The sequence below is a fragment of the Streptomyces beigongshangae genome (assembly GCF_019710745.1).
In the GTDB taxonomy this organism is placed as follows: Bacteria; Actinomycetota; Actinomycetes; order Streptomycetales; family Streptomycetaceae; genus Streptomyces; species Streptomyces beigongshangae.
On sequence record NZ_JAHKJW010000027.1, the window covers coordinates 21,649 to 46,019 of the forward strand.

General features: G+C 69.7%; 22 protein-coding genes. 15 read left to right on the forward strand and 7 right to left on the reverse strand.

Going from position 1 to position 24,371, the window contains the following annotated elements; genetic code table 11:
• Nucleotides 1-41 precede the first annotated feature (41 nt).
• The 12 genes from KM933_RS21595 to KM933_RS21650 all read left to right on the forward strand — a co-directional run bounded on the left by KM933_RS21595 (nucleotide 42) and on the right by KM933_RS21650 (nucleotide 12,340).
• Nucleotides 42-1,187: an LLM class flavin-dependent oxidoreductase gene (locus tag KM933_RS21595; protein ID WP_221354787.1), complete on the forward strand. Its 1,146-nt coding sequence runs from the start codon at nucleotides 42-44 to the stop codon at nucleotides 1,185-1,187.
• 46 nt (nucleotides 1,188-1,233) lie between these two features.
• Entirely contained in the window at nucleotides 1,234-2,748 is a 1,515-nt protein-coding gene (locus KM933_RS21600; protein WP_221354642.1) for a Gfo/Idh/MocA family oxidoreductase, read from the forward strand.
• On the forward strand, nucleotides 2,745-3,752 hold the full coding sequence (locus KM933_RS21605; RefSeq protein ID WP_221354644.1) for a phosphotransferase family protein: 1,008 nt from the start codon (nucleotides 2,745-2,747) through the stop codon (nucleotides 3,750-3,752). The genes KM933_RS21600 and KM933_RS21605 overlap by 4 nt, the downstream gene beginning before the upstream one ends.
• Complete coding sequence (locus KM933_RS21610) at nucleotides 3,749-5,053, forward strand: phosphodiester glycosidase family protein (RefSeq protein ID WP_221354646.1); 1,305 nt, start codon at nucleotides 3,749-3,751, stop codon at nucleotides 5,051-5,053. The genes KM933_RS21605 and KM933_RS21610 overlap by 4 nt, the downstream gene beginning before the upstream one ends.
• Nucleotides 5,050-5,841, forward strand: coding sequence for a PIG-L deacetylase family protein (locus KM933_RS21615; RefSeq protein WP_221354648.1), 792 nt, complete (start codon nucleotides 5,050-5,052; stop codon nucleotides 5,839-5,841). The genes KM933_RS21610 and KM933_RS21615 overlap by 4 nt, the downstream gene beginning before the upstream one ends.
• Nucleotides 5,842-6,180: 339 nt before the next feature.
• Complete coding sequence (locus KM933_RS21620) at nucleotides 6,181-6,861, forward strand: NUDIX domain-containing protein (RefSeq protein WP_221354650.1); 681 nt, start codon at nucleotides 6,181-6,183, stop codon at nucleotides 6,859-6,861.
• Nucleotides 6,861-8,126: a protein-L-isoaspartate O-methyltransferase family protein gene (locus KM933_RS21625; protein ID WP_221354652.1), complete on the forward strand. Its 1,266-nt coding sequence runs from the start codon at nucleotides 6,861-6,863 to the stop codon at nucleotides 8,124-8,126. The genes KM933_RS21620 and KM933_RS21625 overlap by 1 nt, the downstream gene beginning before the upstream one ends.
• Nucleotides 8,123-8,407: a hypothetical protein gene (locus KM933_RS39535; RefSeq protein WP_260333940.1), complete on the forward strand. Its 285-nt coding sequence runs from the start codon at nucleotides 8,123-8,125 to the stop codon at nucleotides 8,405-8,407. The genes KM933_RS21625 and KM933_RS39535 overlap by 4 nt, the downstream gene beginning before the upstream one ends.
• On the forward strand, nucleotides 8,404-9,849 hold the full coding sequence (locus KM933_RS21635; RefSeq protein ID WP_221354654.1) for a phosphotransferase: 1,446 nt from the start codon (nucleotides 8,404-8,406) through the stop codon (nucleotides 9,847-9,849). The genes KM933_RS39535 and KM933_RS21635 overlap by 4 nt, the downstream gene beginning before the upstream one ends.
• On the forward strand, nucleotides 9,846-10,886 hold the full coding sequence (locus tag KM933_RS21640) for a GNAT family N-acetyltransferase (RefSeq protein ID WP_221354656.1): 1,041 nt from the start codon (nucleotides 9,846-9,848) through the stop codon (nucleotides 10,884-10,886). Before KM933_RS21635 ends, KM933_RS21640 begins: the two co-directional genes overlap by 4 nt.
• A 20-nt stretch (nucleotides 10,887-10,906) precedes the next feature.
• Nucleotides 10,907-11,539, forward strand: a complete 633-nt coding sequence (locus KM933_RS21645; protein ID WP_221354789.1) for a M15 family metallopeptidase — start codon at nucleotides 10,907-10,909, stop codon at nucleotides 11,537-11,539.
• Nucleotides 11,540-11,569: 30 nt separating this feature from the next.
• On the forward strand, nucleotides 11,570-12,340 hold the full coding sequence (locus KM933_RS21650) for a bifunctional class I SAM-dependent methyltransferase/NUDIX hydrolase (RefSeq protein ID WP_308013497.1): 771 nt from the start codon (nucleotides 11,570-11,572) through the stop codon (nucleotides 12,338-12,340).
• A gap of 71 nt (nucleotides 12,341-12,411) precedes the next feature.
• On the opposite strand, the gene KM933_RS21655 is transcribed toward KM933_RS21650, so the two are convergent.
• Nucleotides 12,412-12,807 (reverse strand): hypothetical protein, encoded by a 396-nt coding sequence (locus KM933_RS21655; RefSeq protein ID WP_221354658.1) that lies wholly within the window; start codon nucleotides 12,805-12,807, stop codon nucleotides 12,412-12,414.
• Between the two features lie 139 nt (nucleotides 12,808-12,946).
• On the opposite strand from KM933_RS21655, the gene KM933_RS21660 reads away from it, so the two are divergent.
• Together KM933_RS21660 and KM933_RS21665 are read left to right on the forward strand one after the other, a co-directional pair.
• Nucleotides 12,947-13,324: a hypothetical protein gene (locus KM933_RS21660; RefSeq protein WP_221354660.1), complete on the forward strand. Its 378-nt coding sequence runs from the start codon at nucleotides 12,947-12,949 to the stop codon at nucleotides 13,322-13,324.
• A gap of 114 nt (nucleotides 13,325-13,438) precedes the next feature.
• A complete protein-coding gene (locus KM933_RS21665; RefSeq protein ID WP_221354662.1) occupies nucleotides 13,439-13,660 on the forward strand; it encodes a hypothetical protein in 222 nt (73 codons plus the stop codon).
• 59 nt (nucleotides 13,661-13,719) lie between these two features.
• On the opposite strand, the gene KM933_RS21670 is transcribed toward KM933_RS21665, so the two are convergent.
• From KM933_RS21670 to KM933_RS21695, 6 genes are all read right to left on the reverse strand, one after another.
• The gene (locus KM933_RS21670; RefSeq protein WP_260333941.1) at nucleotides 13,720-13,914 is read right to left on the reverse strand and encodes a hypothetical protein; all 195 of its coding nucleotides are present in this window, start codon (nucleotides 13,912-13,914) and stop codon (nucleotides 13,720-13,722) included.
• Between the two features lie 590 nt (nucleotides 13,915-14,504).
• Entirely contained in the window at nucleotides 14,505-15,809 is a 1,305-nt protein-coding gene (locus KM933_RS21675; RefSeq protein WP_221354664.1) for an MGR2/ROMO1 family protein, read from the reverse strand.
• Nucleotides 15,810-16,185: 376 nt separating this feature from the next.
• A complete protein-coding gene (locus tag KM933_RS21680; RefSeq protein WP_221354666.1) occupies nucleotides 16,186-17,103 on the reverse strand; it encodes a recombinase family protein in 918 nt (305 codons plus the stop codon).
• A gap of 238 nt (nucleotides 17,104-17,341) precedes the next feature.
• A complete protein-coding gene (locus KM933_RS21685) occupies nucleotides 17,342-17,767 on the reverse strand; it encodes a hypothetical protein (RefSeq protein ID WP_221354668.1) in 426 nt (141 codons plus the stop codon).
• Complete coding sequence (locus KM933_RS21690; protein ID WP_221354670.1) at nucleotides 17,764-19,647, reverse strand: hypothetical protein; 1,884 nt, start codon at nucleotides 19,645-19,647, stop codon at nucleotides 17,764-17,766. The genes KM933_RS21685 and KM933_RS21690 overlap by 4 nt, the downstream gene beginning before the upstream one ends.
• 330 nt (nucleotides 19,648-19,977) lie before the next feature.
• Nucleotides 19,978-23,115, reverse strand: a complete 3,138-nt coding sequence (locus KM933_RS21695; RefSeq protein WP_221354791.1) for a Tn3 family transposase — start codon at nucleotides 23,113-23,115, stop codon at nucleotides 19,978-19,980.
• Nucleotides 23,116-23,290: 175 nt separating this feature from the next.
• On the opposite strand from KM933_RS21695, the gene KM933_RS21700 reads away from it, so the two are divergent.
• The gene (locus tag KM933_RS21700) at nucleotides 23,291-24,325 is read left to right on the forward strand and encodes a tyrosine-type recombinase/integrase (RefSeq protein ID WP_221354672.1); all 1,035 of its coding nucleotides are present in this window, start codon (nucleotides 23,291-23,293) and stop codon (nucleotides 24,323-24,325) included.
• Nucleotides 24,326-24,371: the final 46 nt, after the last annotated feature.

Consider the following 24,371-nt stretch of genomic DNA (forward strand, 5'->3'; position numbering starts at 1 on the left):
TCCTCCCCATCCTCATCCTCTCGACGTCTGGAGTGCACGTGATGCGTTTTCACTGGTTCCTGCCCACCGCCAGCGACGGCCGGTCTCTGACCGTCGGCACCCGAGGTACCCACGGCCCGGAGGCCGCCGGCGGCAAACCGGCCCGCGTCACGGCCGACCGTTTCCGACCACCGACCATCCGCTACCTGACGCAGATCGCCCAGGCAGCTGAGGCGAACGGCTTCGACGCCATCCTCACGCCCACCGGCACGTGGTGCGAGGATGCCTGGCTCACCTGCGCCGCGCTCGCGCAGGAGACCGAACGGCTGAAGTTCCTGGTCGCCTTCCGTCCCGGCCTGATCTCCCCCACCTTGGCCGCGCAGCAGGCCAGCACTCTCCAGCGCCTGTCCGGCGGCCGGCTGCTGCTCAACGTCGTCACCGGGGGTGAACGCGACGAGCAGGCCCGCTTCGGCGACCACCTGGTCAAAGCCGACCGCTACGCACGCACCGACGAGTTCCTCACCGTGCTGCGCGGCGCCTGGAGCGGCGAGCCGCTCATCTTCAAGGGCCAGTACTACGACGTCGTCAACGCCACCGTGCTCGCCCCGCCCGACCCGCTGCCACGGCTGTACTTCGGCGGGTCCTCGTCGGAGGCCGGGCCCGTCGCGGCCCGTCACATCGACACCTACCTCACCTGGGGCGAGCCGCCCGACCAGGTCGCCCAGAAGATCGCCTGGATACGCGAACTCGCTTATCAGGCCGGCCGGCAGGTGCGGTTCGGGATCCGCTTCCACGTCGTGACCCGCGACACCAGCACCGAAGCGTGGGCCGCGGCCGAGCGCCTCCTCGTCGGCCTCGATGCCGCCCACGTCGGACGGGTCCAGAACATGCTCGCGGCCAGCGAGTCCACCGGCCAGGCACGGATGAATGCCCTGCACAAGCCGTTTCGCGACGACTCCTGGGCCCGGTCCGACCTGGAGATCTACCCCAACGTCTGGTCCGGGGTCGGGCTACTGCGCGGCGGCGCCGGAACGGCGCTGGTTGGCAGCCACACCGAGGTCGCCGACCGGATCGCCGAGTACGCGGACCTGGGCATCGACGAGTTCATCCTGTCCGGCTTCCCCCACCTGGAGGAGGCATACAGGGTCGGCGAAGGCGTCCTGCCCGAGCTGCGCCGCCGAGGGCACGCGCCGGAGCTGCACCGATGAGGCCCGCCCCCCACCGCCCCCGCATGCCGCAGTGGAAGGAGAAGACATGAAGAACGTCCTGGTGATCGGTGTCGGCCCGCACGCCCGCCGCTCCCACCTGCCCGCCCTGACCGCCGGACAGCGCGACGGCCTCGTCGGCACGATCTGCGGGGTCGACGTCCTCGGCGCCGCCAGCGTCCTGACCGTCTTCGACAGCGACGACGGACCGCACGACCTGCCGGTGACCCCCATCGTGCCGTTCCCCGCCAAGGAACAGACGCTGCCGGAAGCCGTGCGCCAGACCCTGGACGGCATCGTCGCCCGCCGCGGCATCGACGCAGTGGTGATAGCCACCGAGCCCGCCTTCCACATGGTCTACGCCCGCTGGGCCCTCGAACGCGGCCTGAGCGTCCTGCTGGACAAGCCGCTGGGGATACGCGCCCATGCCTCCACCGACCCGGCACAGGCCGCCGCGGTCCTCACCGACGTGGACGACCTCCTAGCCCACTACCAACTCGCCCGCCAGCGCCGTCCCGACCTCATGGTGAGCGTGCAGTCCCAGCGCCGCTACCACCCGGCGTTCTGGCAGCTGCGCGCCCTCATCGCCGAGGTCGCCGAGACGACCGGTTGCCCGGTCACCTCCGTGCAGTCCTTCCACAGCGACGGCCAGTGGCGCCTGCCGGACGAACTGCTCGACCTCGACTACCACGGCTACGACCGCGGCTACGGCAAGTGCGCCCACAGCGGCTACCACTTCTTCGACATCATCCCGTGGCTGCTGGCCGCGGGTGACACCAGCGGCAAGAACGCCGACACCGTGCGCGTCCACACCGAGGTCACCCGGCCCGCCGACCTCCTGGCGCAGCTCGGCGTCACCGACTACGAGCGGCTCTTCGACGGCTTCGCCACCCGCAACCGGTACACCGACGCCGAGCTGTACACCGGGCTCCGCGGCTTCGGCGAAGTCGACGCGAGCATCTCCCTGGCCTTCACCAGCGCCGGCCGCACCCTCACCCTGGGCACCCTCAACCTGTTCCACAACGGCTTCTCCCAGCGCGGGAATCTCGCCCCCGCCGCCGCCCTCTACAAGGGCAACGGCCGCGTCCGGCAGGAGACGCACATCATCCAGCAAGGCCCCTTCCAGGCACTGCACCTGCACTCCCTGCAGACCCTGGAGGACGACTCCTCCATCGGCGACCGGTACGCGACCGGCGGGGACCGGCATATCGAGGTGCACGTCTTCCGCAACGACCGCTTCCGGCCCGGCTGGAAGCCCTACGCACGCCTCGGCCACGACGCCCTCACCACCACCGTGGACGACCGGATCGCGGCGCCGACCCAGCAGTCCTCGCGGCGGCGCAGCATGCACGAGTTCCTCCTCCACCTCAACGGGCGGCGCAGCCGCCACCAGATGCGCTCCGACCTCACCACCCACCGCACGGCCGCCGCCCTGATGGCCGGCACCTACCTGTCGATGGCCCGCCGCTGGACGGGCGCCTCGCCCGAAGTCACGTTGAGCCTGACGCCGCCACTCGCCGCGATCCCCGCACCGGTGCGGTGCCGGGAGGTGGTCGTGCGGTGAGCGCCTCCCCCACGGTGTCCCCGCCGTCCCTGGCCGACCTCCTGGGTCAGGCCCTGACCCGGGTGCTCGCCGACTGCCGCCCCCACACGGGCGTTCCCCTGGTGACCGAGCGGGTCAGCGGCGGCAACGTCGCCCACGTCTTTTCCGTCCGCGGACCCGCCGGCCGCGTGATCATCAAGATCCGCCGGGAACACTTCGCCCGCATCCCGTCCCTGCGCGCCGACCCGGCGCTCATCGGCGACGAGCGCCGGCTGCTCGCGCTCTACCACGCCGCCGCGCCCGGCGTCTTCCCGCGCGTTCTCGCCTTCCACGACGACACGCACGCGATGGTGCTCAGCGACGTCTTCCCCGACGGCCGTACCTACCACCAGCACCTGACCGAGCGATCTGCCACCGTCCGCGAAATGGCCCGCCTGGGCCGCGCACTTCGCCGCGTCCACCAGGCCACCCGCGACGCACACGCACCCCAGCGGCAGCATCTCGACCCGCGCTTCCCCGCCTACCGGCGGGACTTCGCCCTCCGCTCCCTGGGCCACCCCGCTCTGGACGCGGCCTGCGCGGAGATGGCCGGCCGCCCCGAACACCAGCTCGTCCTGGGGGACCTGGCACCGAAGAACATCAGCATCACCGACGCCCGGATCGGCCTGTGCGACCTCGACAACGCCCATCACGGCTGGCCGCTCTACGACCTCGGCTACTTCGCCGGACACCTTCTGATCCACCACCTCAACCGCCCCCGCGAACTTCCCGCCCTGCTCACGGCGCTGCTCACGGGCTACGACGGTGAGCGGACCCTGACGCGGCCGGACGCGGCGCTGGCCGCCACCGTCGCCGCCGGAATCGTCCTCTACCGCCTCGGCGACAGCGTCGTCCCCTACTCGGCCGGTCAGCCGGCCGCGCTCGCCGACCGCTACCGCGGGCGAGCACGCGCCCTGCTCGACCACGGGACACTCACCCTCCAGGACCTCGTGCGCGCCGCACAGCCAAAGACGGGTGCCGCATGACGACGCCCACCGCACCTTCCCGCGGCGACGAAGACCAAGACGCCCTCCGGGCACTTCACGCCCACGGCTACGACGTCCCGGACATCCAGGCCCTCTCCGCGGACCATCGCGCCTTCGCGGTCCGCGCCACCGACCGGGACCTCCCGCTCGCGCCCGGCGCACGCCTGCGCAGCCGGTGCGTGGACCTGGGCGCCGGGAGCTTCACCAACGTCCACACGCTCACCCTCGACCTCGAATGCGTACGCGCCGAGGTGCACTCCCGGACCAGCACCTTCCACCTGCCCGAACTGGTGTCCGGCAACGTTCTGGCCGCTGTGAGCGGTTCGTTCGCCTTCATCTCCGACGATCCCGCCTACCAGCCTGCCGAACCGTGTCTGGACTTCTGCTGCCGCAACGGCACCGTGATCAGCGCGCCGACCGCCGAAAAGCCCGCGCTGCTCGTACGCGACGGTCAGCCCGTCATCGAGCCCCTCCCGGCGCGCGGGACGCTCACTCTCGGCGGCCGGCCCTACCGGTGGATCGGCTCCAAGGAACCCGGCACGCCCCCGGGCCCGGCCGCGCCCCTGCTCGTCTACGGCGCCGCGAACTGCCGGATCCTCTACCGCGACCACCCGCGTACCGGCTTCCAGCGCTACGTCGACCGGCCGTCCAACGTCACACCCCTGTCCGCCTTCGCCGTCGACTACGTGGTGACCGGCAGTGCGGAGCACGGGCTGCGGGTAGACCACATCCGGCCCGGGGCCGGCAGCGACCTCTTCAGCGGCAGCTTCATCCTGCGCGCCGACCGCCTCCTGGCGGACGCGACCGTCGGTGCGCCCGTGGAGATCACCCAGATCGCCGGTCACGGAGCGGACGTGCTCGAATCCGGCTTCTCCCTGGGACCGAGCGTCGCAGACGCCGCGGAGGGGCTCACCGACGCCTACGACGCCTGCCTGGGCACATCCCCGTTCCAGGGCGCCCGGCACGCCCGAACGCTGATCGCCCTGCACGAGGGCCGACTGGTGCTGCAGATCCTCGACGGCGCCCCTGGCACGGACACCTTCCGCGGCGCCACCCCGCATGAGACCGCCGAACTCTGCGCGGGCGACGGCCTTGACCCCCACCGCGTCTTCCACCTCGACGGCGGCGCCTCCTCGAAGATCGCCTACCGGCACGCCAGCCGGCCCGGCGTGGTCGGCAGCATGCACTACCTGCGCTGGCCAACCGCCCCCACGGAGCCGTTCCGCTGGCAGGGAACGGAGGGCCGCGCCCTGCACAGCGCCATCATCCTCAAGCTCCGTTCGCGAAAGGCCCGCCCGTGACCGACGTCCTGATCGTCGTGGCCCACCCCGACGACGCCGAGATCGCCATGGGCATGCGCCTGCGCGATCACACCCTCACCGGCGACCACGTACGGGTGCACTGTCTCAGCCCCGGTGCGTCGACCGCCGAGGAAGCCGACCAGCGCCGATCCGAGTGCCGGGCCGCTGGCGCGCTTCTCGGCGTCGCGGAGTACTCCTTCTCCCAGATCCCCGACAATGAGTTCGTGGAACGGCGCGTGGAGATCAACCGGGAGCTCTTCCGCGTCTTCAGCAAGCGACGCCCGGACATCGTGTACACCCACTTCCCCGATGACCAGCACCTCGACCACCGCATCACGGCCGACGAGGCCACCACCGTGGCCCTGCGCGAAGCGGAGGCGCTGTACTACTTCCGCTCCCCCTACAGCCACGGCTTCGAGCCGACCCTCTACTTCATCGGCACCCCCGACCTCCTGGCCGCCAAACAAGCCGCTCTGGCCTGCTTCCACTCCCAGCAGCAACTCGACATGTCGGTCTTCAGCGGGCTGACCGAACTGGCGTACCGGCAGCACCTACACCATCGCGTCGTCGAACGCTTCCCCGACGGTGCCCATGGCGCCGAGATGTTCCGCACCGCCCGCCAAGTCGTTCACGCCACCCGCCCCAGGGTTTCCCGCCCTGGGGACGCGACGCCGGCGAGCGGGGCTGCGGCTCGACCTCTCCGAGGCCCTGGTCACCTTCCAGCAGAGCCTGGGCATGATCCACCACCACACACGCTGTCCCACTCCTGCCGCCGCGCAAGCCCCTGATCGGGCGCCGCACGTCGCCAACCACTCGAATGTGTGGATTGAAAAGCGACCAGGCAGACGGCCCTTGTCCCGAACACCAGGAGCGTATTCACGTTCGACAAATCCGCCCGTCCGGGGCCGTTACGGTCCCGGATACGGCGCGTTCTTAGAGCACCAGTACCAACCGGCCGCTCAGACGGAGGACGCACCATGAACCCTGAGCCCGCGCCCACCCATCGCCCCGGAATCGAACAGCGCCGACGGTCCCCACTCACTTCACCGACCTGCGGAACGCGGCCGTGCGACGTCTATGCGCGCCGCTCACTACGACTGGATACGAGGTGGGGGGCATGAGCACCGATGGTGACACAGACGGCATCCGACCAGGGGCGCTTCTACGCCGGACGCTGGAGCGGTGATGCCACGGCGGTGGATCTCCGTGAAGGTGTGCTGCTGACGGGGTGCACTGTGGACATGCTCGATCGGCTGCGCCTGAGCCCCGGTCTGGGGGAGCTGATCCGGCGCCACGCCGCCGAGCACCCCGCGGCCGAGGGTCCGCCGGACGGCACCGGGCCGCTGGCCGACGAAGCCCCGTCGGGGACCGAGCTGCACATCGTCGGCGTTCACCTCCATCTCCAGGACAACCAGGGCCGGATCCTCCTCGGCCTGCGTCACCCGGATTCCACGTATGCGCCGGACACCTGGCGCTTCCTGGCCGGCCACTGCGAGCGGGAAGCGGCGATCGACTGCCTGGTCCGGGAGGCGAAAGAGGAAGCGGACCTCACCATCGCGCCCAAGGACGTCCATCTCGTCCACACGGTGCACCACGTCGACTCCCCCGACGCCCGGCCGAGGATCGCGCTCGTCTTCCAGGCTCGCTCCTGGACCGGCGACCCTAAGGTCCTGGAGCCTGATCGGTGCGTGGAGTGGCGGTGGTGGAAGCCGCGTGACCTTCCGGCCGAGGTCGTGCCGTACACCCGCATGGCGATCGACGGAATCCTTCGAGGGCACCCGTACTCCGAGCAGGGCTGGGGCGAGTGATGAGCACTCTGGACACCTGCCCCGCCGCCGACCCGGCCGGCGGGGCCACGCCGACGGACGCGGAAGCGGATCCGGCAGCCGCGCGGGCGGCGATGGTCACCCGGCTGGAAGAGGACGGGTCTCTGCAGCCGGGCCCGGTGCGCGACGCCCTCCTCACGATGCCCCGCGAAGTGCTGATGCCGCAGGCATATGTACGGCGCAGCACCCCGGGTGAGGAGCCGCCGCGGTGGGATCTGCTGGACTGGTCGGCGCCGCAGGACCGCCCGGAGCTGGTCGGGGTGCTGTACGGCGGGGCCAGTGTGCTCGTCCAGCACGATGGGGAGCCGCTGCTGGGCCGGGCGCGCGGGACGCGGTCGGGGGCGTCGATCACGTCGATGTCGACGGTGATGGGCTTGACCGCCTCGCTGCTGGAGGAGCTGGATCTGGGCTCGGGTCTGCGGGTGCTGGACGTTGGGACGGGCGCGGGGGTGACCGCCGCGGTGGCCTGCCAGGTCTGCGGTGACCAGGGGGTGGTCACCCTCGACCGGGACCGGCACCTCACCGACGCGGCCGCGGCCCGGCTGGTCGATCTCGGCTTCCGGCCGCAGGTGGTGTGTGGGTCGGGCGAACAGGGCCTGCTGGGCCGGGAGTTCGACCGGATCTTCATGTCGTACACGGTGAAGCGCGTACCGACGGCCCTGGTCGAGCAACTCGCGTCAGGCGGGACGCTGCTGGCGCACGTGACCAGCGCGTCCCCGTCGTGGCCCGGCCTCGCCGTCGTCGAGCGCACTGCGGACGGGCATGTCACGGCGGAGCTGCGGGCCGTGGAGTTCGCCCACCGTGCTGGGCACGGCATGGAGCGGATCTGGCTCAGCGAGGAGTTCCGGCAGCGCATGGCCACCGAGCCCGGCACGTGGACCCAGCGGAGCATGCTGGCGCCGCCCGCGGACAGCGACCGCGGTTTCTGGCTGGCGGCTGACCACCTCCTCGGAGGTTTGGTGCGGGACTTCGGCTCTGAGCACCTGGCGATCGGCGCACCCGGCTGCGGATCCTGGATGCGTGCGGAGCCGGTGGGCCACCGCCGCTGGAGCGTCGCCGTCCAAGGGCCGCGGGACATCTGGAAGGAGATCCACGACCTCGCCGACCGGTGGCGGGCCGCACGCTCCCCTGACCGCTACCGCCTCTCCTTCGACGCGAACGGCGAGCAGCGCGCCGCGTCGAAGTGCGGACACTTGTCCTGGCACCTACCTGCCCCCCACCCGCTTGATGAGGGAGCCACCTCGTGACCTACCCCGACGGGCCCTTTCCGGGCCTTGCACCGGAGCAGTCGACCATGTTCGAGGGCGCGGCGTTGACCTATCCCCGCTACCGCCCCGGTCTGCCGGACGCGACGGGGCGTCTGCTTGCCGGCACGCTGTGGGGTCGGCCGTCCCCGGGGCTGCTCGACCTGGGCACCGGACAGGTGTCCTTCGCGCGCCGGGCGGGCGCCCGCCGTGTGGACGGCTCACTGATCGAGGAAGCAACGTTCAGGGTTCTGCTCGCCGAGCGTCCAAAGGAAGCGCGGTGAGCGGCGGGCAGCGGCACACCGAGCCGGTGGACGTCCACCTGATCCTGCGCCGGGAGACCGCCGACGGGCCTCGGGTCCTGCTGTCCCGGCGGGCCGGGCAGGTGTACGCCGCCGGCCTGTGGCACCTGCCGTCGGGGCATCTGGACGGTCCGCATGAGGACGTGGTCACCGCCCTGATCCGCGAGGCGCGGGAGGAGACCGGCGTCGTCATCGACCCGGCCGGCGTGCGGGCCGCCGTGACCGTGCACCACCGCAGCCCTGGAGGCGCCAGTCATACCGGGCACTTCTTCGAGGTCCGGTGGTGGAAGGGCGAGCCCGAGATCGCCGAGCCGGACGTCTGCGACGCGATGGGCTGGGCACCCCTTACCGCCCTGCCCGCCCCGATGGTGGCGTACTGCCGTGCGGGCCTGGACGCCTACACCGCCAGTGCGCACCTCGCCGTGCACTTTCAACGGCCGGGCGACACCGCCGCCTTCGACCCCGGTGCCGACCGGCTGTGCCTTGTGCCGGACGTGACCGGCCAGGCGTCCGGCGCCCGGCCCGATGCCGCGGTCGTGGAGTTCGCGGAGCGGGCAGTCGGGCGGATCGCGCAGTGGACGGATACCTCATGGGCGCGCGAGGAGAGCCGCGTGTGGCGGGTCCACGGCGTCCAGGGCGGCACCTGGTACGTCAAGGTCCACCAGAGCGAGCGGTTCCACGGCAGGGAAGTGCGGGGGCTACGGACGTGGGCGCCGGAACTGGGGGTGGCCGCGCCGCGGCTGGTCGCCGCCGACGCGGCGCTGCGGGCGGTGGTCCTCACCGCGGTGCCGGGCCGCCCGCTGCACGGCGTTGTTCTGGCACCGGCGCGGGAGATGGCGGTCTTCTACCGGATCGGGGCGCTGGCCCGCCGCATCCACCAGTCCTCTCCCCCGCAGCCCGCCCCTGCCGGCAGCGGTCCGGCCGTGACCAAGGCCGACCGGCACCTGGCCGGAGCACGGTCTCATCTGCTCCCGGGTGATGAGGAGTTCGTCCGCGAGCTCGTCCGGCAGGCCGAGGACCTGCCACCGCTGGAGTGGGTGGAGACCCACGGCGATCTCCAGCTCCGCAATGTCCTGTTCACCCCTGCCGCCGCTGACGAGTCGGACGCCCTTGATGTCTTCGTGGCGGTGATCGACTTCGAGCGCAGCGAGCCGGGACCGGCCGTTCGGGATCTGGTCCGCCTGTCCGATGCCTGGTCCGGCCGCGTCGACTTGTTCGAGGCGTTTCTGGCCGGGTACGGCAGGTCCCTGACTGCCACTGAGGAGGCCTGCCTCGTCATCGACGCAGCGCTCGATTCCGTGAGCGGGATCGCGTACGGCGTCGCCCACCGCGATCCCGAGCTGGTCGAACGCGGCCGGCGGACCCTGGCCCGGCTGCGCGCCGAGCACCGTGCAGCCCTCTCACCGACAGGAGATGCGACGTGAACGCAGACACGGCACCCACTTCCGCGGCCGAGCCGCGTGACGCCGCCGGGCGACCGCCGGTCCGCGCGGCAACGCCTACTGATGCCGAGGCCATCACCCGGATGCGCTCCGCATACGTCCTGGCCGCACCGTTCACCGAGGACTGGGTCCGCCGGTGCACGGACGAGCTGGCGCCACGGCTGACGCCGGAGGGCGATGCGCGGGCCTTCGTCGTCGACGCCCCGGACGGCACGATGGCCGCCTGCGCCCTTGGGCTGATCCACCCCGTCCTGGCGGCGCCCGCCTACCCCCGGGGCCGGGCCGCCCGCGTGCAGTTGGTCGCCACGCACCCGGAGCACCGGCGCCGCGGCTACGCCCGGGCCGTCGTCTCCTCTCTCCTCGACCACCTCGCCGACGTCGAGGACGTCACACTGTTTGAGCTGCACACCAGCCCGGAGGCCGCGCCCCTGTACCGGGAGCTCGGCTTCAGCGGCAACCCGGCGCTCATGCGGATGACCCGCCACCGCCCACCCGCCGGTCTCGCGCCTGGTGCGCAGCCGGATTCGGCGTGGGTGCCGCCGCAGCAGTACGCCGACGCACTGCCCCGGGCGGCCGCGTTCGTATGCCTCTACATCACCGACGGGGACGACCGGCCGCTCCAGCTGCACTCCGTCTACTCCCCCGGCCACCCCTGGCACATGATCGGCGGCGCGATGGATCTGGGCGAGCGGCCTTGGGACGCGGTGGTGCGCGAGTGCCGGGAAGAGACCGGCATGACCGCCGTGGGCCCGCCCCGGCTGCTGGCCACCGTGTACGGCCAGCCCCGGGCGCAGCGTCCGTACAGCACGCTGCAGCTCGTCTTCGATGGCGGGCGCCTCACCGATGCACAGATCCGGGGTCTCACCCTCAACGCGCGCGAGCACGACGAGGCCCGCGTTCTGCCTCTGGCCGAGTGGGAGGCGTTGATGCCGGCTCGTGATTTCGTGCGGCTGCGCTCCGTGGAGGAGGCCCGCCGCACCGGCGTGGCCGCATACGTCGACACCTGGGGGACCGCGTGATCGCCAGCAACATTGTCTTGATGTCCGACCGGAGAGTCGCCGCAATCCCCGTGCAGGAGTGCGGCGAGGTTCTCGTCGACGCCCGCGCGCACGGCCTGAAGGTCGACGACCGCAAACGGGACGCGGCGGGGGCCTGGGCCCACGTTCGGCAAGGCGTTCTTGCCCGGCTGCTGCACGCCCAGTCGCTGCTTCCCACTGGTGTGTCGCTGCTGTTCGTCGAGGGCTTCCGGCCGCCGGCCCTGCAGCGTCGGTATTTCGAGGAGTACTCCGACGAGCTCGCGCGCGCCCACCCGGACTGGCAGGCGGCCGAGCTCCGGGCGGCCGCCAGCCGCTTCGTGTCGCCTCCGGAGATCGCGCCGCATTCCGCCGGCGCGGCCGTCGACGTGACGCTGATCGACCACCAGGGCCGCGAGCTGGACATGGGAACGCGCGTCAACGCTTCACCGGAGGAGTCTGACGGCGCCTGCTACACCGATGCCCGCAGCCTCAGTGGCCCGGCCCGCACGAACCGGGCCACTTTGAGCCGTGCCCTTGCCGCCGCGGGCATGGTCCCGTACCGCACCGAATGGTGGCACTGGTCGTTCGGCGACCGGTACTGGGCACTGCACACCCAGCGGCCGGCCGCCCTGTACGGACCCGTCGAACTGCCCTGACACCGCCTGCCTTTCACGAAGGAGCGATCTGTGGGAATCACCCGGACTGACTGGTCCAAGTGCTACATCGAAGGGCGAGGCTTCCGGCGGCTCGGGGACGAGGAGAAGGGCCTGCTCGTCGAGCACGCGCCGGCGCCCGAGGGCGGCCGCGCGCTCGACGTTGGGTGCGGGACGGGCGAGATGTCCGTGTATCTTGCCTCGCTCGGGTACACCGTCGACGGAGCTGACTTCGCCGAGGGCGCCCTGGAGCAGGCCCGCACGGACCACCCCGACGCGGAGGTGCGGTGGCTGTGCCTGGACATCGAACGCGACGACCCCGCCCCGCTGGGCAACGACCTTTATGACCTGGTGGTCTTCCGCCTCTCGGTGGCCTTCCTGAACGACCGCACCCGTGTCCTGCACGCACTCGGGCGCCGACTACGCGAGGGCGGCACCATGCTGGTCATTACCCCGCTGGCCGCGCACACCCCGGCCGAGAAGCGGCGCATCGCACTGGACGAAGAGGAGATCACCGCCCTCACCTGCGGATGGACGAGCGTGCAGCGCATCGCCGCCGGCGACCTGGCGGCGCTGGTCCTGCGCGGTCCGTGTGCGGACACGGTCGCCGTGGAGCGGTCCGTGCCGGCCACCGGCTACGCCGTTGCCGGGGCGCTGGCTGTCGTGACCGACGAGCACGGGCGTGTCCTGCTCGGCTGGTCCAAACGCGGCATGTGGGAGGCTCCGGGCGGGAAGATCGACGGTGCGGAACCGCTGGACGGGGCCGGGGTGCGCGAGCTCGCCGAGGAAACCGGGGTTGAGTAGTAGCGGTACAGCCCTTAACGCTAAGCACTTGATCATGGCCGCGAAGAGGGCGTGAGTAACGGGATACCTGGCTACTCGGCTCCGTCGGACCCGTCGGACCCGTCGGCCTGGTGGCGCCGGGCACGCTCGTTGTGCCAGTTCACGGCCGTATCGATCTGCTGGTCCGTCAGTCCGGTCTCGCGTCGCAACTGCTTGGGTTTGATCCCGTTCGGATAGGAGCGCATCGCGCGGGCGATCTTGCCTGCCCACAACTCCGGCTCGGAGTAGGGCCGCTCCGCGTACTGCCGCTGTAGCTCCGTGAGGTGGTCGGGCGAGCACACGGTCACCAGTCGTTTGCCGTCCATCTTCGGGTCGCTGGTGTGGATGGCGGAGGAGTCGTCGACAAGCGCCAGCAGCTCCGTCTCCTCGTCCAGCGGGTGCCCGCAGAGATCACAGATGTCCGGGAGCGAGCTTTCGTCCGGTTCCATACCGACGGTCTACCCCGCCCCGCAGGCCCGGTGGAGATGTTTCGCGGTTTCGTCGCTTGCCGAAAAAACAACGCTAAGCGGCTGCGGGCCAGCTCAGGGCGGCCTCAGCACTCCCTGCGGCGCTGGTCGTTAGTCGGTCATGACTACTGATCAGACCGCTGACCCGGCCGGGGATGTCTTCGACGCCCCGGATCACGCCGACGAGGGATGGCAGCACGCGGACCTGGTGGACCTGCGGCCCGGCCCGATCGGCGCGGTCGCCGTCGCGGTGACGCACGAGCGCCTCAGCGAGCAGTGCGACGTGACCCTGTATCTCGACCCGGAGTCGGCGGAGCACGGCTACCGCGTACGCGCCGCCTACACCGACTGCGACGAACCGGGTAACGGCGAGGCCCAGCACGCCGACCTCGGCAGTGTCGAGGTCCTGCGGATCTCCGGGTACGGCACGTGGGCCCAGCAGGGCCTCGCCGCCGCCCTGCGCACGGCGGCCGACCTGCTGGAGAAGGCCGGGAGCTGACCCGGCCCCGAAGAGCGTTGTCTTCGCAGGCCACGGCTACGGGTGCACCGTGGACGGCCAACACCGTAACCAAGGCGCAAAGCCGCCTCAGCGCCCCGACTACACTCCGACTTCATGACGACGATCTACAAGACCCAGGAGTGGAAAGGCCACGGGAAGCAGAACTACTACTGGAACGAGTACAGGCTCGAAGGCGACACCGTCGTCAAGTACAAGTGCCACCGGCAGAAGTTCTTCGACGGCGATGAGAACACCTGGCAGCAGGACGAATCGTTCCAGGAGTCCTGGGGAATTGACGAGCCGAGCATGCCCGACTGGCTGAGGCGGTATCTCTGATCGCGGGTGTCGGGGGTCCAGCCAAGGTGAGCCCAAAAGCCGCCACGGGATGATCTTGGTCAGCTGGTAGCCCCGAGGCTGTTGACGCGGTTCGCGTACTCGCGGCGGGCCTTGCGCTGTGCCGGGATCGCTGCGGCGTTGTCGAGCGGCTGGCAGCGGTCGAGGAGTTGGCGATGTATCGCCGGGATGGCGCTGACGCGCAGGGTGTAGCCCTGGCCGCGCCGTACGGTGGGGTAGCGCCGAGGTAAGCCCAAAAGGAGCCATGAAATGATCTTGAAGACGGGCGTGGCTTGGCACAGCGGCGGATGTGAGTGAGAACGAGCATCGTCGGGTGCGCACCTGGTTCCTGGCACACTCGGGCCATGACCAACCGCTCCACCTGTCGCCACGGGCACGAATACGACGAGACCGATGCCAAGGCTGTCGACTACCACACGGAACCGGTCCACTGTAATGGGCGGCGGACTTGCCGATGCCAGGGCCGCCCCAGTTGCTACCCGTGAGGTGACTCCTTCTGTTTCTGCTCTGCGCATTGATCCCGGGGTCTGCCCCCTGTGTGCCGAGTAGGAACGGTCCAGGAAGCCGGTGTTGCTGTCAGACGTTTTGACAGGCCGAGATCGGCCGAAGCCCTTCGATCCGAAGGTGCCGGTGACCAGCGGAACGGCGGAGGCCTTCGACATCTCCCAGGTCGGAAGCCCCCTTGGTTTTCGGGTGTGAGTAGTTGGCGTACAGGAAGTCCCTGTGAGATTGATCTTGCTTGGCTCGCGTACAGCTCGACCGTGAGTTGCTCGGAGGCTTCGAGGAAGAAGAGCCGCTCCAAGGCGCGTCGGCACCTCGGCGAATGCTATGGCCGATGCGGGTCTGAGCCCGGCTGCTGTCGTTGCTCTGTGGCCCCTCGGACCTCGGGCACAAACTCACCCGTGTGCGGACGAGCGAACCCGATCTCGATGCGGTCCTCCGTGACCTGGATCCTTGTCGCCCCTGGCTTGAGCAGGGAACCGGTCCGGCCCATGAGCGGGTTGCCGGGGCGGGGTATCACCCAGATGTCATCTGGCGGAGGAGCCCACCCTGGAGTGTTCGTCTTCTCAGGCTGGGGATAGATGACGGTCTGTAGTTTGTCGACGATGACTGGCTCTTCACCGACCATGATTGTCTCCTGGTCAGGGGCAGGGCGTTTTGCGGCGTTGAGACGTGCGAGGGCAAGAGCGATGTCGACTTCAGTACCCTTGAGGCCGGTCTCGGCACTGTCTGGACTCGGCATCTTCTTATCGTCGGCCCCGAGACGCTCCTCACAGGCCTGGGTGGCGGACTCATTGCCGCCTGCGTACTCCCACGCCTGTATGGCGAGGGCGCCGCCGACCTGGCCGAGGAACATTCCGAAGATTCCGGCGCCGAACAAGGCTCCCGGCGGTCCTGCCGCACTGCCGATCAATGCGCCGATCTCCACGCCGATCATGGTCCCGACACCGGCGCCAGCAATCACGACGAAGCTGCCCGCAACCTCCCCGAAGGCCTGGCAGAATCCTTCGACGTCGCTGTCCGTTGAACGGTCCGCAATGCTGCTGGCGAAGGCATTGAAGACAGGGCCGCCCGCTCCATAGCCGAACCCTCCGACTCCGCCCATGCCCGCGTTGACGCCACCCAGCCAGGACTCCGTGGAGTTGAGCATGTTCTGCACGGCGTCCGTTTCGTAGAAGCGCAGTCGGCCACTGAAGCGGTCGACGACAGGGAAGGCGGCCGTGCCTCCCGCAACCAGCCCCTTGATCGGCGAGTTGCGTAGGACCCCCGTAAGTCGCTCCAGTGTTGTGCGGTGACGACCGTTTTCCAGACCGAAGAGGCCAGAGAGGAGAGGTGCCTCTAAGCCGTCGACCCCGACCGACTCCAGAAAGTCCGCCATGTCCTCCATCATGACGGCAAGGTCTTGGTGCTTGAGCGCCATCTGATCGGCCATCATCGAGCCGAGCGCGTTCTCGTACGCGAGTGCCGCTTTGCTGTCGGCGATCGCAGGGTCCAGCACCTCAAAACTTTTTGGCCGTTGCCCTGTAGCGACGAGGTGGAGTTCCCTGAGGCGCCACCAGCGTTCAGGTGACCGATGCCTGAAGATCAGAATCCTGCGCTTCTCCGATGACGAATCAACCGTTACAGCCATGACAACCGCCCGATTTTCGTTCGGTCCGGGACCATCGGGGCCAGGCAGGCGCTCAATCCGACGGTCAGGGGTGGGGGGTGCACCTTACGCTCGACGGATGGGCCCGAGAACTACCCCAACATGCGGAGTTCAGAACTGGGTCTGGTCGTTCATGCCACACTCCTCGCGCGGCTTGCCCCACGCGCACCACAGGCATGGCGCGCATCGGAGCGCACCCAATCCGCATCAAATCCTGTCGTGCGGATGAGGCGTCATGTCTACAGCGTGGCTGCGGGCACTTACGACAGTGCCGCCTACTGGAGTCCGACACCATGCCGAGAGCGTCTCACCGGGATTTCCTGTACGCCAACTACTTACATCCGGTTTTGAAGGCGCGCTACGGGGTCTCGGTCCCGAGGGCGTTGACGCGGTTCGCGTACTCGCGCCGGGCCTTGCGCTGGGCAGGGATTGCCGAGGGGGCGTCGAGCGGCTGGCTGCGGCCGAGGAGTTGGCGGTGGACCGAGGGCGCCGCGGGGACGCGGAGTGTGAAGCCCTGGCCGCGCCGTACGGTCACGCCCTGGTCGAGCGCGGCCCGCTCGGCGGGCTCCAGTTCGGCCGCGCGCAGGAAGTCGGCGACCTTGCCCGGCATGTCGAGGGTGACCGGCAGTTCTGGGGCCGAGACGTCCTGGTGGTCAGCTGTGTGCTCGGGCATGAGGTCGGCGACGGCCGTGCGGATGGCGCCGCGGCTGACGTGGTGGTCGCGGGCCAGACCGGCGATGGACTGGCCGCCCAGGTACCCGGCGCGCACGGCGGCGGCCTTCGCGGCCGTGACGGCCGGGCGGCGCCCGCCCTTGTTGCCCTTGGCCTCGGCGGCCCGCAGTCCGTCGTAGGTCAGCTCGCGCTGGAGGTCGCGCTGGAGTTCGCCGGCGGCGGCGAGGGTCTGCACCATGAACTTCACGGTGGACAGCAGCTCTCCGGTGCGCGGGTGGCGGGCGGTGAGGTCCATCGCGGAGAACGCGCCGTCGTGGATGCGCAGCGCGACCTGGTCGCGGTGGAGGACGTCGAGCACGTCGAGGATGTGTCCGGTGCCGCGTACGAGGCGGAACATCTCGGAGATGTGCACGGTGTCGCCGGGCCGCGCGTAGGTGAGGAGCTCGCTGAACTTCGGCCGCTGGAGGGGGTGGAGGCGGCTGGAGGTGCCCGGGTCTTCCTCGAAGACGACCGGGTCCTCGATCCCGGCCTCGGCCAGGACGAGGTTCTGACGGTCGGTCGACTGCTGGTCGGTCGAGACCCGCTTGTAGACCAGGTTCGCCACCGAGGAGCCCCTTCCGTACGGAGGATTGGACCCTAGCTGTCGTCAAACCCTGTCAGCAATCACCATCGGATCTGATTGGATTCGCGGCGCCGCGAACCCCCGGATTGCACGGGTTCATTGGACACGTCGACCTCCTGTCGGCAAACGATCGTTTGCCGACAGGCCTGGCTGCCCAGCAAGAGATGGCCCCCCACCGCTTCGCCTCGGCGGTGGGGGGCCATCTCTGTGCCTTCGTACGTTACCGGGAAGCCCTGCGCGAGGCAGGTCGTCGGGGCGGCCCTCCGAGCGTGGGGAGCCGCTTGGTGTCGAGCGGCCGCAAGACCGTTCCGATCCGACCCTCGATCCTGCGCACGAGGCCCTCCTCGGTGTCCGCTGCCAGCGGGACGACCATCAGGCGGGTCCATCGCGCGGCGCGTCCGCGCAGTACGTGCTCTTGGACGCGGTCACCGACCGAACCCTCGCGGATCGCGCTCCCGGTGTAGCGGATGACGTTCTCGAAGTCGGCGGCGATGTAGACACCCGTCGAGAATTCGTTCCAAGCTCCATCCTCTGTGATCTGCAGGATCGTCGAGGCGGCCGGGATGCGCCGCAGCAGCGCAGTTCCAGCGAGATCGCACGCGGTGTTGTAGTTCTCCGGAGTGAGCGTGCACGTGGAGCGCTTCATCGAGCGTCACCGCTCTCGTCCAGGTCGGCCCGCATCCGGTCGGCCCGGCGGCGGGCGCCCCGCCATTCCGAGACGAGGTCAGTGATCTCGACGAGCGTGTTCCGCACGTTGGAGTTGTCGTACCCCTGCGTGTCCACTAGCGCCACGCCGTCCTGGCCGGTCACGTCGCCGACCCGCTGGGCCGCGTCGAGCAGGTCGTCGAGGCGTGCCTGGAACTCCTTGAGCGCCATCGCGAATCGGTCCTCGGGGCTGGCGTGCGTGATGCCTTCCCCCTCGAACAGGTCGGCGAGTTCGCGCAGCCGCCCAGGGGTGAGGATGTCGGCGTCCACGATCCGCTTGTCCTGCGGCATGGTGCCCTTGGCCAGCTCCTGCGGGTCCCGTCCCGCCCGGCCGTCCAGAACGATCTGGCACAGCTGCCGCAGGCCGACGTCGGTCTTGGCCAGCTGCCGCATGATCTGCTGGGGCTCGGTGTTGCTGCCGCGGCCGCCGAACTCGGAACGGATCAGCAGCTGGGTGCGGCCCCCTACCAGGTGGTAGCTGGCCAGCGCGGCGAGCTCGGCGATGGCCGGCCCGGCGCCTTCTCCAGCCTGTACGAGCTCGCGAAGCGCCTCGGGCAGCAGGTCGAGCGGGGAGCTGCGGGTCAGCTCGACGCCGCGCAGCACCGACCAGCGCCAGGCCCGGTCGAGCGACGAGCGCAGGGCGGTGAGCCGCTTGTCCGCGGGGAAGCCCCGCAGAGCGACCTCGGCGGCCAGCTGGGTGCGCTCCTCCAGCTTGGGCTTCGCGCCGGTGAGATCGACGATCGCCTCGTTCACCGCGCGGGCTTGGCGCTTGTTCGCGTGAGGGTTCAGTGCGCCACAGGCCAGGACGGCGACCTCGTCGGGACGAAGGTCGTGCTCGCGGTCCGAACCGTCGAGGATGTCGCGGACCCCTTCGGCGGTCATCCCGCTGGGGACGGGCAGCAGACCGCGTTCATAGAGGTTGTCCACCGCGGCGTTCGCCTTGGCGTTCAGCGTCGTCGCGGTGGAGAAGTTCATGGGCGGCGCCATGTGGAGATGCGCCACGAACCGCCGACGGGCCCGGTCGAACCCCCGAGGGGCCGAGAAGCCGATGACCACCCGGGCATTGGGCATGATCGAGCAGCGGACCTTGCGGGCCTGCTCGTCCGTGACCATGTCGCTTCCAGCCCACTCCACAAGGTCCCGGAGCAGGTTGGTCGCGCGACGGCTGCCGGGACGCAGGTTCCACGCGACGTCCTTGAACGTGATGCCGAGTCCCTCGTGGCTGGCCACGGTACGGCCGAAGCCATCCGTGGATTCGAGCCTCGTCACGGCGCCCAAGTCAGTGATCACCCGGACGGCACTCAGCCATCCCGGCGTTTCGATACCGCGGTCGAGGATGGAGCCGACGTGCGGATTGTTCGCCACCATGTCGGCGATCCGCGGGGCCATGGCGTCGATCAGCTTGTCGGCCGAGTTCATCTCGAAGGTGAGCAGCGCCTCCCCCTCGACGGCCCCGAACCGAGGCATGCCGATTGTGCCGCGAGCGTGCTCGTCCTCGAACCGGATGTTGTCGGGCGACGGCAGGACGCGCCAGGTCACGACATCGAACTCGATGTACTCGAACTCCTCGGAGCCGAAACGCTGCACCTTCGGCGAGCGCAGGGCCCGGCGAAGCTGCTGCTGGTCGGCAGCAGCGGCGGCCAGCGTCTCGGCCAGCTCCTGGCTCAACCCGGCCGCGATCCCGGCGGCGACGCTCTTGTCGATCACCGCCTGAGAGGCGGGCGGACGCAGTCGCTCACCGATCCGTCGGTGATCAACGACGTCCGACTCGATGCTGAAGGAAAGCTGCGGCTCGACGGCCGAAGTGGGTACATGGGACACGGGAGTCTTCCTCAGTCTCTCGACCTGCTCACCGATTTGGTAAGCAGAGGGCGAGGGCTTGGACCTGACTCGGCACCGTGCCCCCACCTGCCCTCCCGGCCGGGTGGCCGTCCAGGGTTGTGGCGCACACCACCCAACTCACCGCTCTTTCAGGACACCCGCCGGTCAATGACGGATGGAGCCTTGGCTCGACCGGGCCACCGGGATGGCAACGGCCGTACTGAGCAGATGAACTGACGATGATGCAACTAGCCAAGAAGAGTAGCACCCGGTGCGTCGGGTTGCCGTGACGGTCAGCCACCGTGGGGCGGCACCGGGGCCGACTGGCGTCTATACCCCGTCGTCCTCCTCGTCCTCGGGGATCGGGGCGTTCGGATCGCGCAGCGGGCGCAGGGCGCCGCCGGCCGGGGTGGAGGAGGTGAAGCTGTAGCGCCCCAGGACGTTCAGGTTCTTGTGCTTGAGCGGGGACAGCCGGGCGATGTCCTCATCCGCGATCTCGTGTCCCTCGGCGCGCAGCTGGGCGACGGCGGCGTCGATGTACTTGGTGGTCCACAGGACAACGGCGTTCAGCACCAGGCCGAGCGCCCCCAGCTGGTCTTCCATGCCGTCGCGGTACGCCTGGTGGATGTGGCCCTTCTTGCCGTGGCAGATGTCCCGGGCGAGGGTGTGGCGGGACTCCTGGACGGACAGCTGCTTGCCCATCTGGCGCCGGTAGGTGTCATCGACCGGGTCGACGACCTGGAGTAGGTGCAGGGTCTTGGCGATCCGGCCGTACTCGGCGAACGCCTGCCCCAGCGGGGCCGGCTTGCTCGCGCTGCCGAACATCCGCAGCAGGTCATAGGCGCGGACCTGATTGGTGACCAGCGAGCCCGCGACCCGGAGCATGTCCTCCCAGTGCTGGATCACCTTGTTCAGGTTCACCTTGTTCTTCGCCAGGTCCTCCAGAGCTCCGTACGGGCCGGTCTCGACGCCGTCCATCTCGGCTCTCCAGAACCGCTGGTCGTCCAGGTCGCGAAAGCGCGGGGAGAAGTTGTAGCCCAGGATCTTGAACAGGCCGAACACCATGTCGGAGTAGGAGGCGTTGTCGGTGGCGACCATCTCCGGCTTCACCCCGCCGTCGAGGTTCAGCAGGGCGTCCAGGATGTGCAGGGAGTCGCGCGGGGTGCCGGGCACGACCATCTGCCCGATGCCCGCGACCTGGTCGTTGACGGCGTTCAGCCAGGTGATGCCGCGTTTGAACCCGAAGTACTTCGGGTTGGGGGCGGCGTTGATGGTGCGCACCGGGACCGTAAACCGCAGCCCGTCCACGGAGGCGAGCAGCCCGTCGCCCCAGAACTGCACGATGGGGATGCCGGCCTGGGCGGCGATCAGTGTGGCGTTGGCCGCCGCGATCGTGTCGGCGCGCAGGTAGTACTGGTCGACGTGGGAGAGCCGCGCCCGGGTCAGAGCCTCCTGAGCGGGGTTGATGACCGGGGTGAGCCCGATGTTGCAGCTCTCGCTCACCAGGAGCGCCACCACCGACGTCGCGAGATCCTTCATGCGGGTCTTGCCGTCGCCCAGGTGCACGAACGCGTCCAGGAACCCGGTCCAGGAGTGCACCTCGAACAACAGGTCCGACAGGTCGACCTTGGGCAGCATCCGCTCCACCCGACGGCGCAGCCAGCGCAGCGACTTCGGCTCGCCCAGCGCCCCGAGCTTGTCGATGTTCAGCTTCGCGCGGCCTCCGCCCTCGGGGATCTCCACGGAGACCTTGGCTTCGGCGCCGGCCTCTTCGAGACGGTCGGCCATCTGCTTCCACGCCGCATTCAGCACCCGCACCAGGTCGGTGAGGTGCTCCTCGACGGGCATGTCCAGACTCAGGCCCGCCAGGACGTCCTCGCGTACGGCGGCCCAGGGCCTGCCGTCCAGCAGCTTCGCGCGCGGGTTGGAGTAGCGGTGCGAGGGCGAGGCGAAGATGTTGCGGCCCATCAGCGCCCGGTACAGCTGCTCCAGCACGCACACCACATACGCGTTGCGGTCGACCGCCCCCTGCGGCAGGTCCTTGTTGGCGTAGACGGCCTTGCGCCAGTGCGGCGGCACCACCTTGTCGTCGACCTCCCGCTTCAGCAGCGGCTTCTCCTCCACCCGGCGCCGGGAGAGAGCGGGCAGGCGCCGGACCGCGGCTAGGACACGCTCACCGGCCGGGGCCGCACCCAGCATCTTCGTGTCGCCGAGCAGCGACAGGAACGGCCGCACCGTGTTGTAGCGGCCGGTCAACGCCTCGCGCATGGCGGCCTCTGCGCCGCCGTCGCCCTCCGGGACCAGGCTCGCCACGAGCGAGGCCGCGCTGGATATCTGGGCGCGCGGTGCGACTTCCTCCACGGCCCGCCACAGCGCGGCCACGTCCACATCGCCGCCGCTCTCCTCGACCAGTTCCAGCTCCTCGATGAGCACCTTCGCCGCGAGCGCCAGTGTGCGCGACGCCTTCTCCAGCTGCGGCAGCGTGGACAGCCGTTCCTTGTCCGTCTTTCGCTTCGCCGCGCTGATCAGGCGGGTGGCCATCAGCACCGTGAACAGGTCCAACGCGTCGTCGATCGCCTTGGCCTCCAGATGCCGCATCACCGCGGTGAGCATCGCCGTGCGCCTCGGATCGCTCGCCCGCTCCAGCGTCTGGGCCTTCGAGCCCAGCCCGTACCGGGCCAGCGCCGCCAGCCGGTTCGGCGGCAGCTGGTTCAGCTTGAGGCGCCCGAGGCGGTACACCGCGATCTCGTCCACCCGTTGCAGCGCCCGTTTCATCGCCGTGCCCGTGGTCCGCGTCGGCGGCCGGCGCAGCTCCTCCAGGTACGAAAACCGCTTCCCATCCGGCACCTGAAGCAGCCCCGTCAGGTCCCCGGGCAGCGACTTGTCCGCGCGGAACGTCGCCTTGGCGACCGTCGCGTACAGCCGCTTGTCCGCGATCTCCCGCACCTCCGACACCTGCCGCGCGAGCACCGACACCCCCGGCAGCAGCACCCGGTTCTTCCGCAGCCAGCCCACCGCATGGTCGAACAGCGCCTTCGGGCCCTCCGCATGCGCCGTCCAGGCCCGCCCGTGCAGGAACGTACGGAACTTCCGGCCCCACTCCGCATCCTCGTACTCGTGGTACTCGTAGACGTCCCGGATCACCCACGAGTGCTCGTACGCCGTCGGCTGCCGCTCGGTGTACCGCTTGACCGAGGAGACGTCCTCGATGTCGAGCTGCTCCGCGATGTGCTCGATCACCACCCACGGCACATCGAGCGGATCGTCCGGCAGGAAGCGGCCGATGTAGCGCACCGTGCACATCTGTAGCGCGAACCCAAGCCGGTTGTGATCTCCACGGCGCTTCGCGATCAGCTTGCGGTCCTCGTCGTCGAGGTAGAAGAACCGCTCCAGCTCAGGGCGGGTCGGCTCCTCGTTGAACTTCCCGTACGACGCGGCCTTTATCTGTACCCGGTCCGACGGTGTCAGGGACGTACGCGACGTGGTGCCCAACGGGGTGCCTGTCCCCGTCGCTGACACTCGCTCGTGACCGTTGTCCGCGACGGTCGTTGCTCCATCCGAGGGATCCACTGGGTGGGGAGGGGCCGCGATGTACGTGCGACGGGTCGTGGGGTCCGGGGCGCGGCAGGAGACGTACGCAGTCGTGGACGATGACGGGCGGGTCGTCGAGCCGGTGGACGACTACCTCGCTCTGTGTACCGACCGGGAGCACTCGCCGAACACGCTTCGCGCCCGGGCCTTCGACCTGAAGGCGTGGCTGGACTTCCTGCAGCTACTGGGTGTCGATCTGCTGGCCGCGTCCCCTGAACAGGTGGACCAGTTCGCCGGGTGGCTGCGGCGCCCGGTCCAGCCCGGACGGCTGCGGCTGGCGGATACCGATGAGGGGCCGGCCCGCGAGGCGTCGACGGTGAACCGCGCGCTGAACAGCGTCTGCATGTTCTACGAGTTCCTCGCCCGCCGCGGTGTTGGTATGGGCGCCCAATTGACGCATCGCCGGGCGACCTCGATCGGCGACCACGGTGGCTTCCTGGCCGGCATCGCCGAGCGCCAGGTCACCGGACGGCCGACCCGGTTGAAGCAGGTCAAGCGGCGGCCCGGGACTCTGTCGGATGCCGAGGTGCAGCAGGTTTTGGACGCCTGTGATCGACTGCGGGACCGCCTGCTGATGGCCTTGATGTTCGAGACCGGCTGCCGGATCGGGCAGGCGCTGGGGCTGCGGCACGAGGACATCAACACGGACCGGCGGACCCTGACGTTGCGGCCCCGGGACAACAACGCCAACCGGGCACGCGGCAAGAGCCGGGATCCCAAGGAGATCCCGGTCCGGCAGACGCTGCTCGACCTCTACACCGACTACCTGTTCGCCGAGTACGGCGAGCTGGACTGCGACTACGTGTTCGTGAACCTGTGGAACGGGACGGTCGGTGCGCCGATGAAGTACTGGGCAGCGATGAGCCTGGTCAAGAGGCTGCGGCGGCGGGCGGAAGTCGACTTTCATCCACATCTCTTCCGGCACACTCATGCGACCGCGCTTTTGCGGGCGGGCGTGCGGCTGGAGGTGGCCAGTGAGTTGCTCACGCATGGCTCGGTCCACACCACGGCAGATACCTACGGCCATCTGGACGCTGACGACCTGGCCGAAGAGCTGGACCGCGTCGGCTTCCGGGGTGCCCGGTGAGCGCCGATGGCCGCATGGTCGCCGTTGTCCCGTTTCCCGGAGACCC

Bases quoted from the DNA above. Each gene is read 5' to 3' on its own strand.
- KM933_RS21595 (WP_221354787.1), top strand. From the start codon at position 42: ATGCGTTTTCACTGGTTCCTGCCCACCGCCAGCGACGGCCGGTCTCTG.
- KM933_RS21600 (WP_221354642.1), top strand. From the start codon at position 1,234: ATGAAGAACGTCCTGGTGATCGGTGTCGGCCCGCACGCCCGCCGCTCC.
- KM933_RS21610 (WP_221354646.1), top strand. From the start codon at position 3,749: ATGACGACGCCCACCGCACCTTCCCGCGGCGACGAAGACCAAGACGCC.
- KM933_RS21620 (WP_221354650.1), top strand. From the start codon at position 6,181: ATGGTGACACAGACGGCATCCGACCAGGGGCGCTTCTACGCCGGACGC.
- KM933_RS21625 (WP_221354652.1), top strand. From the start codon at position 6,861: ATGAGCACTCTGGACACCTGCCCCGCCGCCGACCCGGCCGGCGGGGCC.
- KM933_RS21645 (WP_221354789.1), top strand. From the start codon at position 10,907: ATGTCCGACCGGAGAGTCGCCGCAATCCCCGTGCAGGAGTGCGGCGAG.
- KM933_RS21655 (WP_221354658.1), bottom strand. From the start codon at position 12,807: ATGGAACCGGACGAAAGCTCGCTCCCGGACATCTGTGATCTCTGCGGG.
- KM933_RS21660 (WP_221354660.1), top strand. From the start codon at position 12,947: ATGACTACTGATCAGACCGCTGACCCGGCCGGGGATGTCTTCGACGCC.
- KM933_RS21665 (WP_221354662.1), top strand. From the start codon at position 13,439: ATGACGACGATCTACAAGACCCAGGAGTGGAAAGGCCACGGGAAGCAG.
- KM933_RS21675 (WP_221354664.1), bottom strand. From the start codon at position 15,809: ATGGCTGTAACGGTTGATTCGTCATCGGAGAAGCGCAGGATTCTGATC.
- KM933_RS21685 (WP_221354668.1), bottom strand. From the start codon at position 17,767: ATGAAGCGCTCCACGTGCACGCTCACTCCGGAGAACTACAACACCGCG.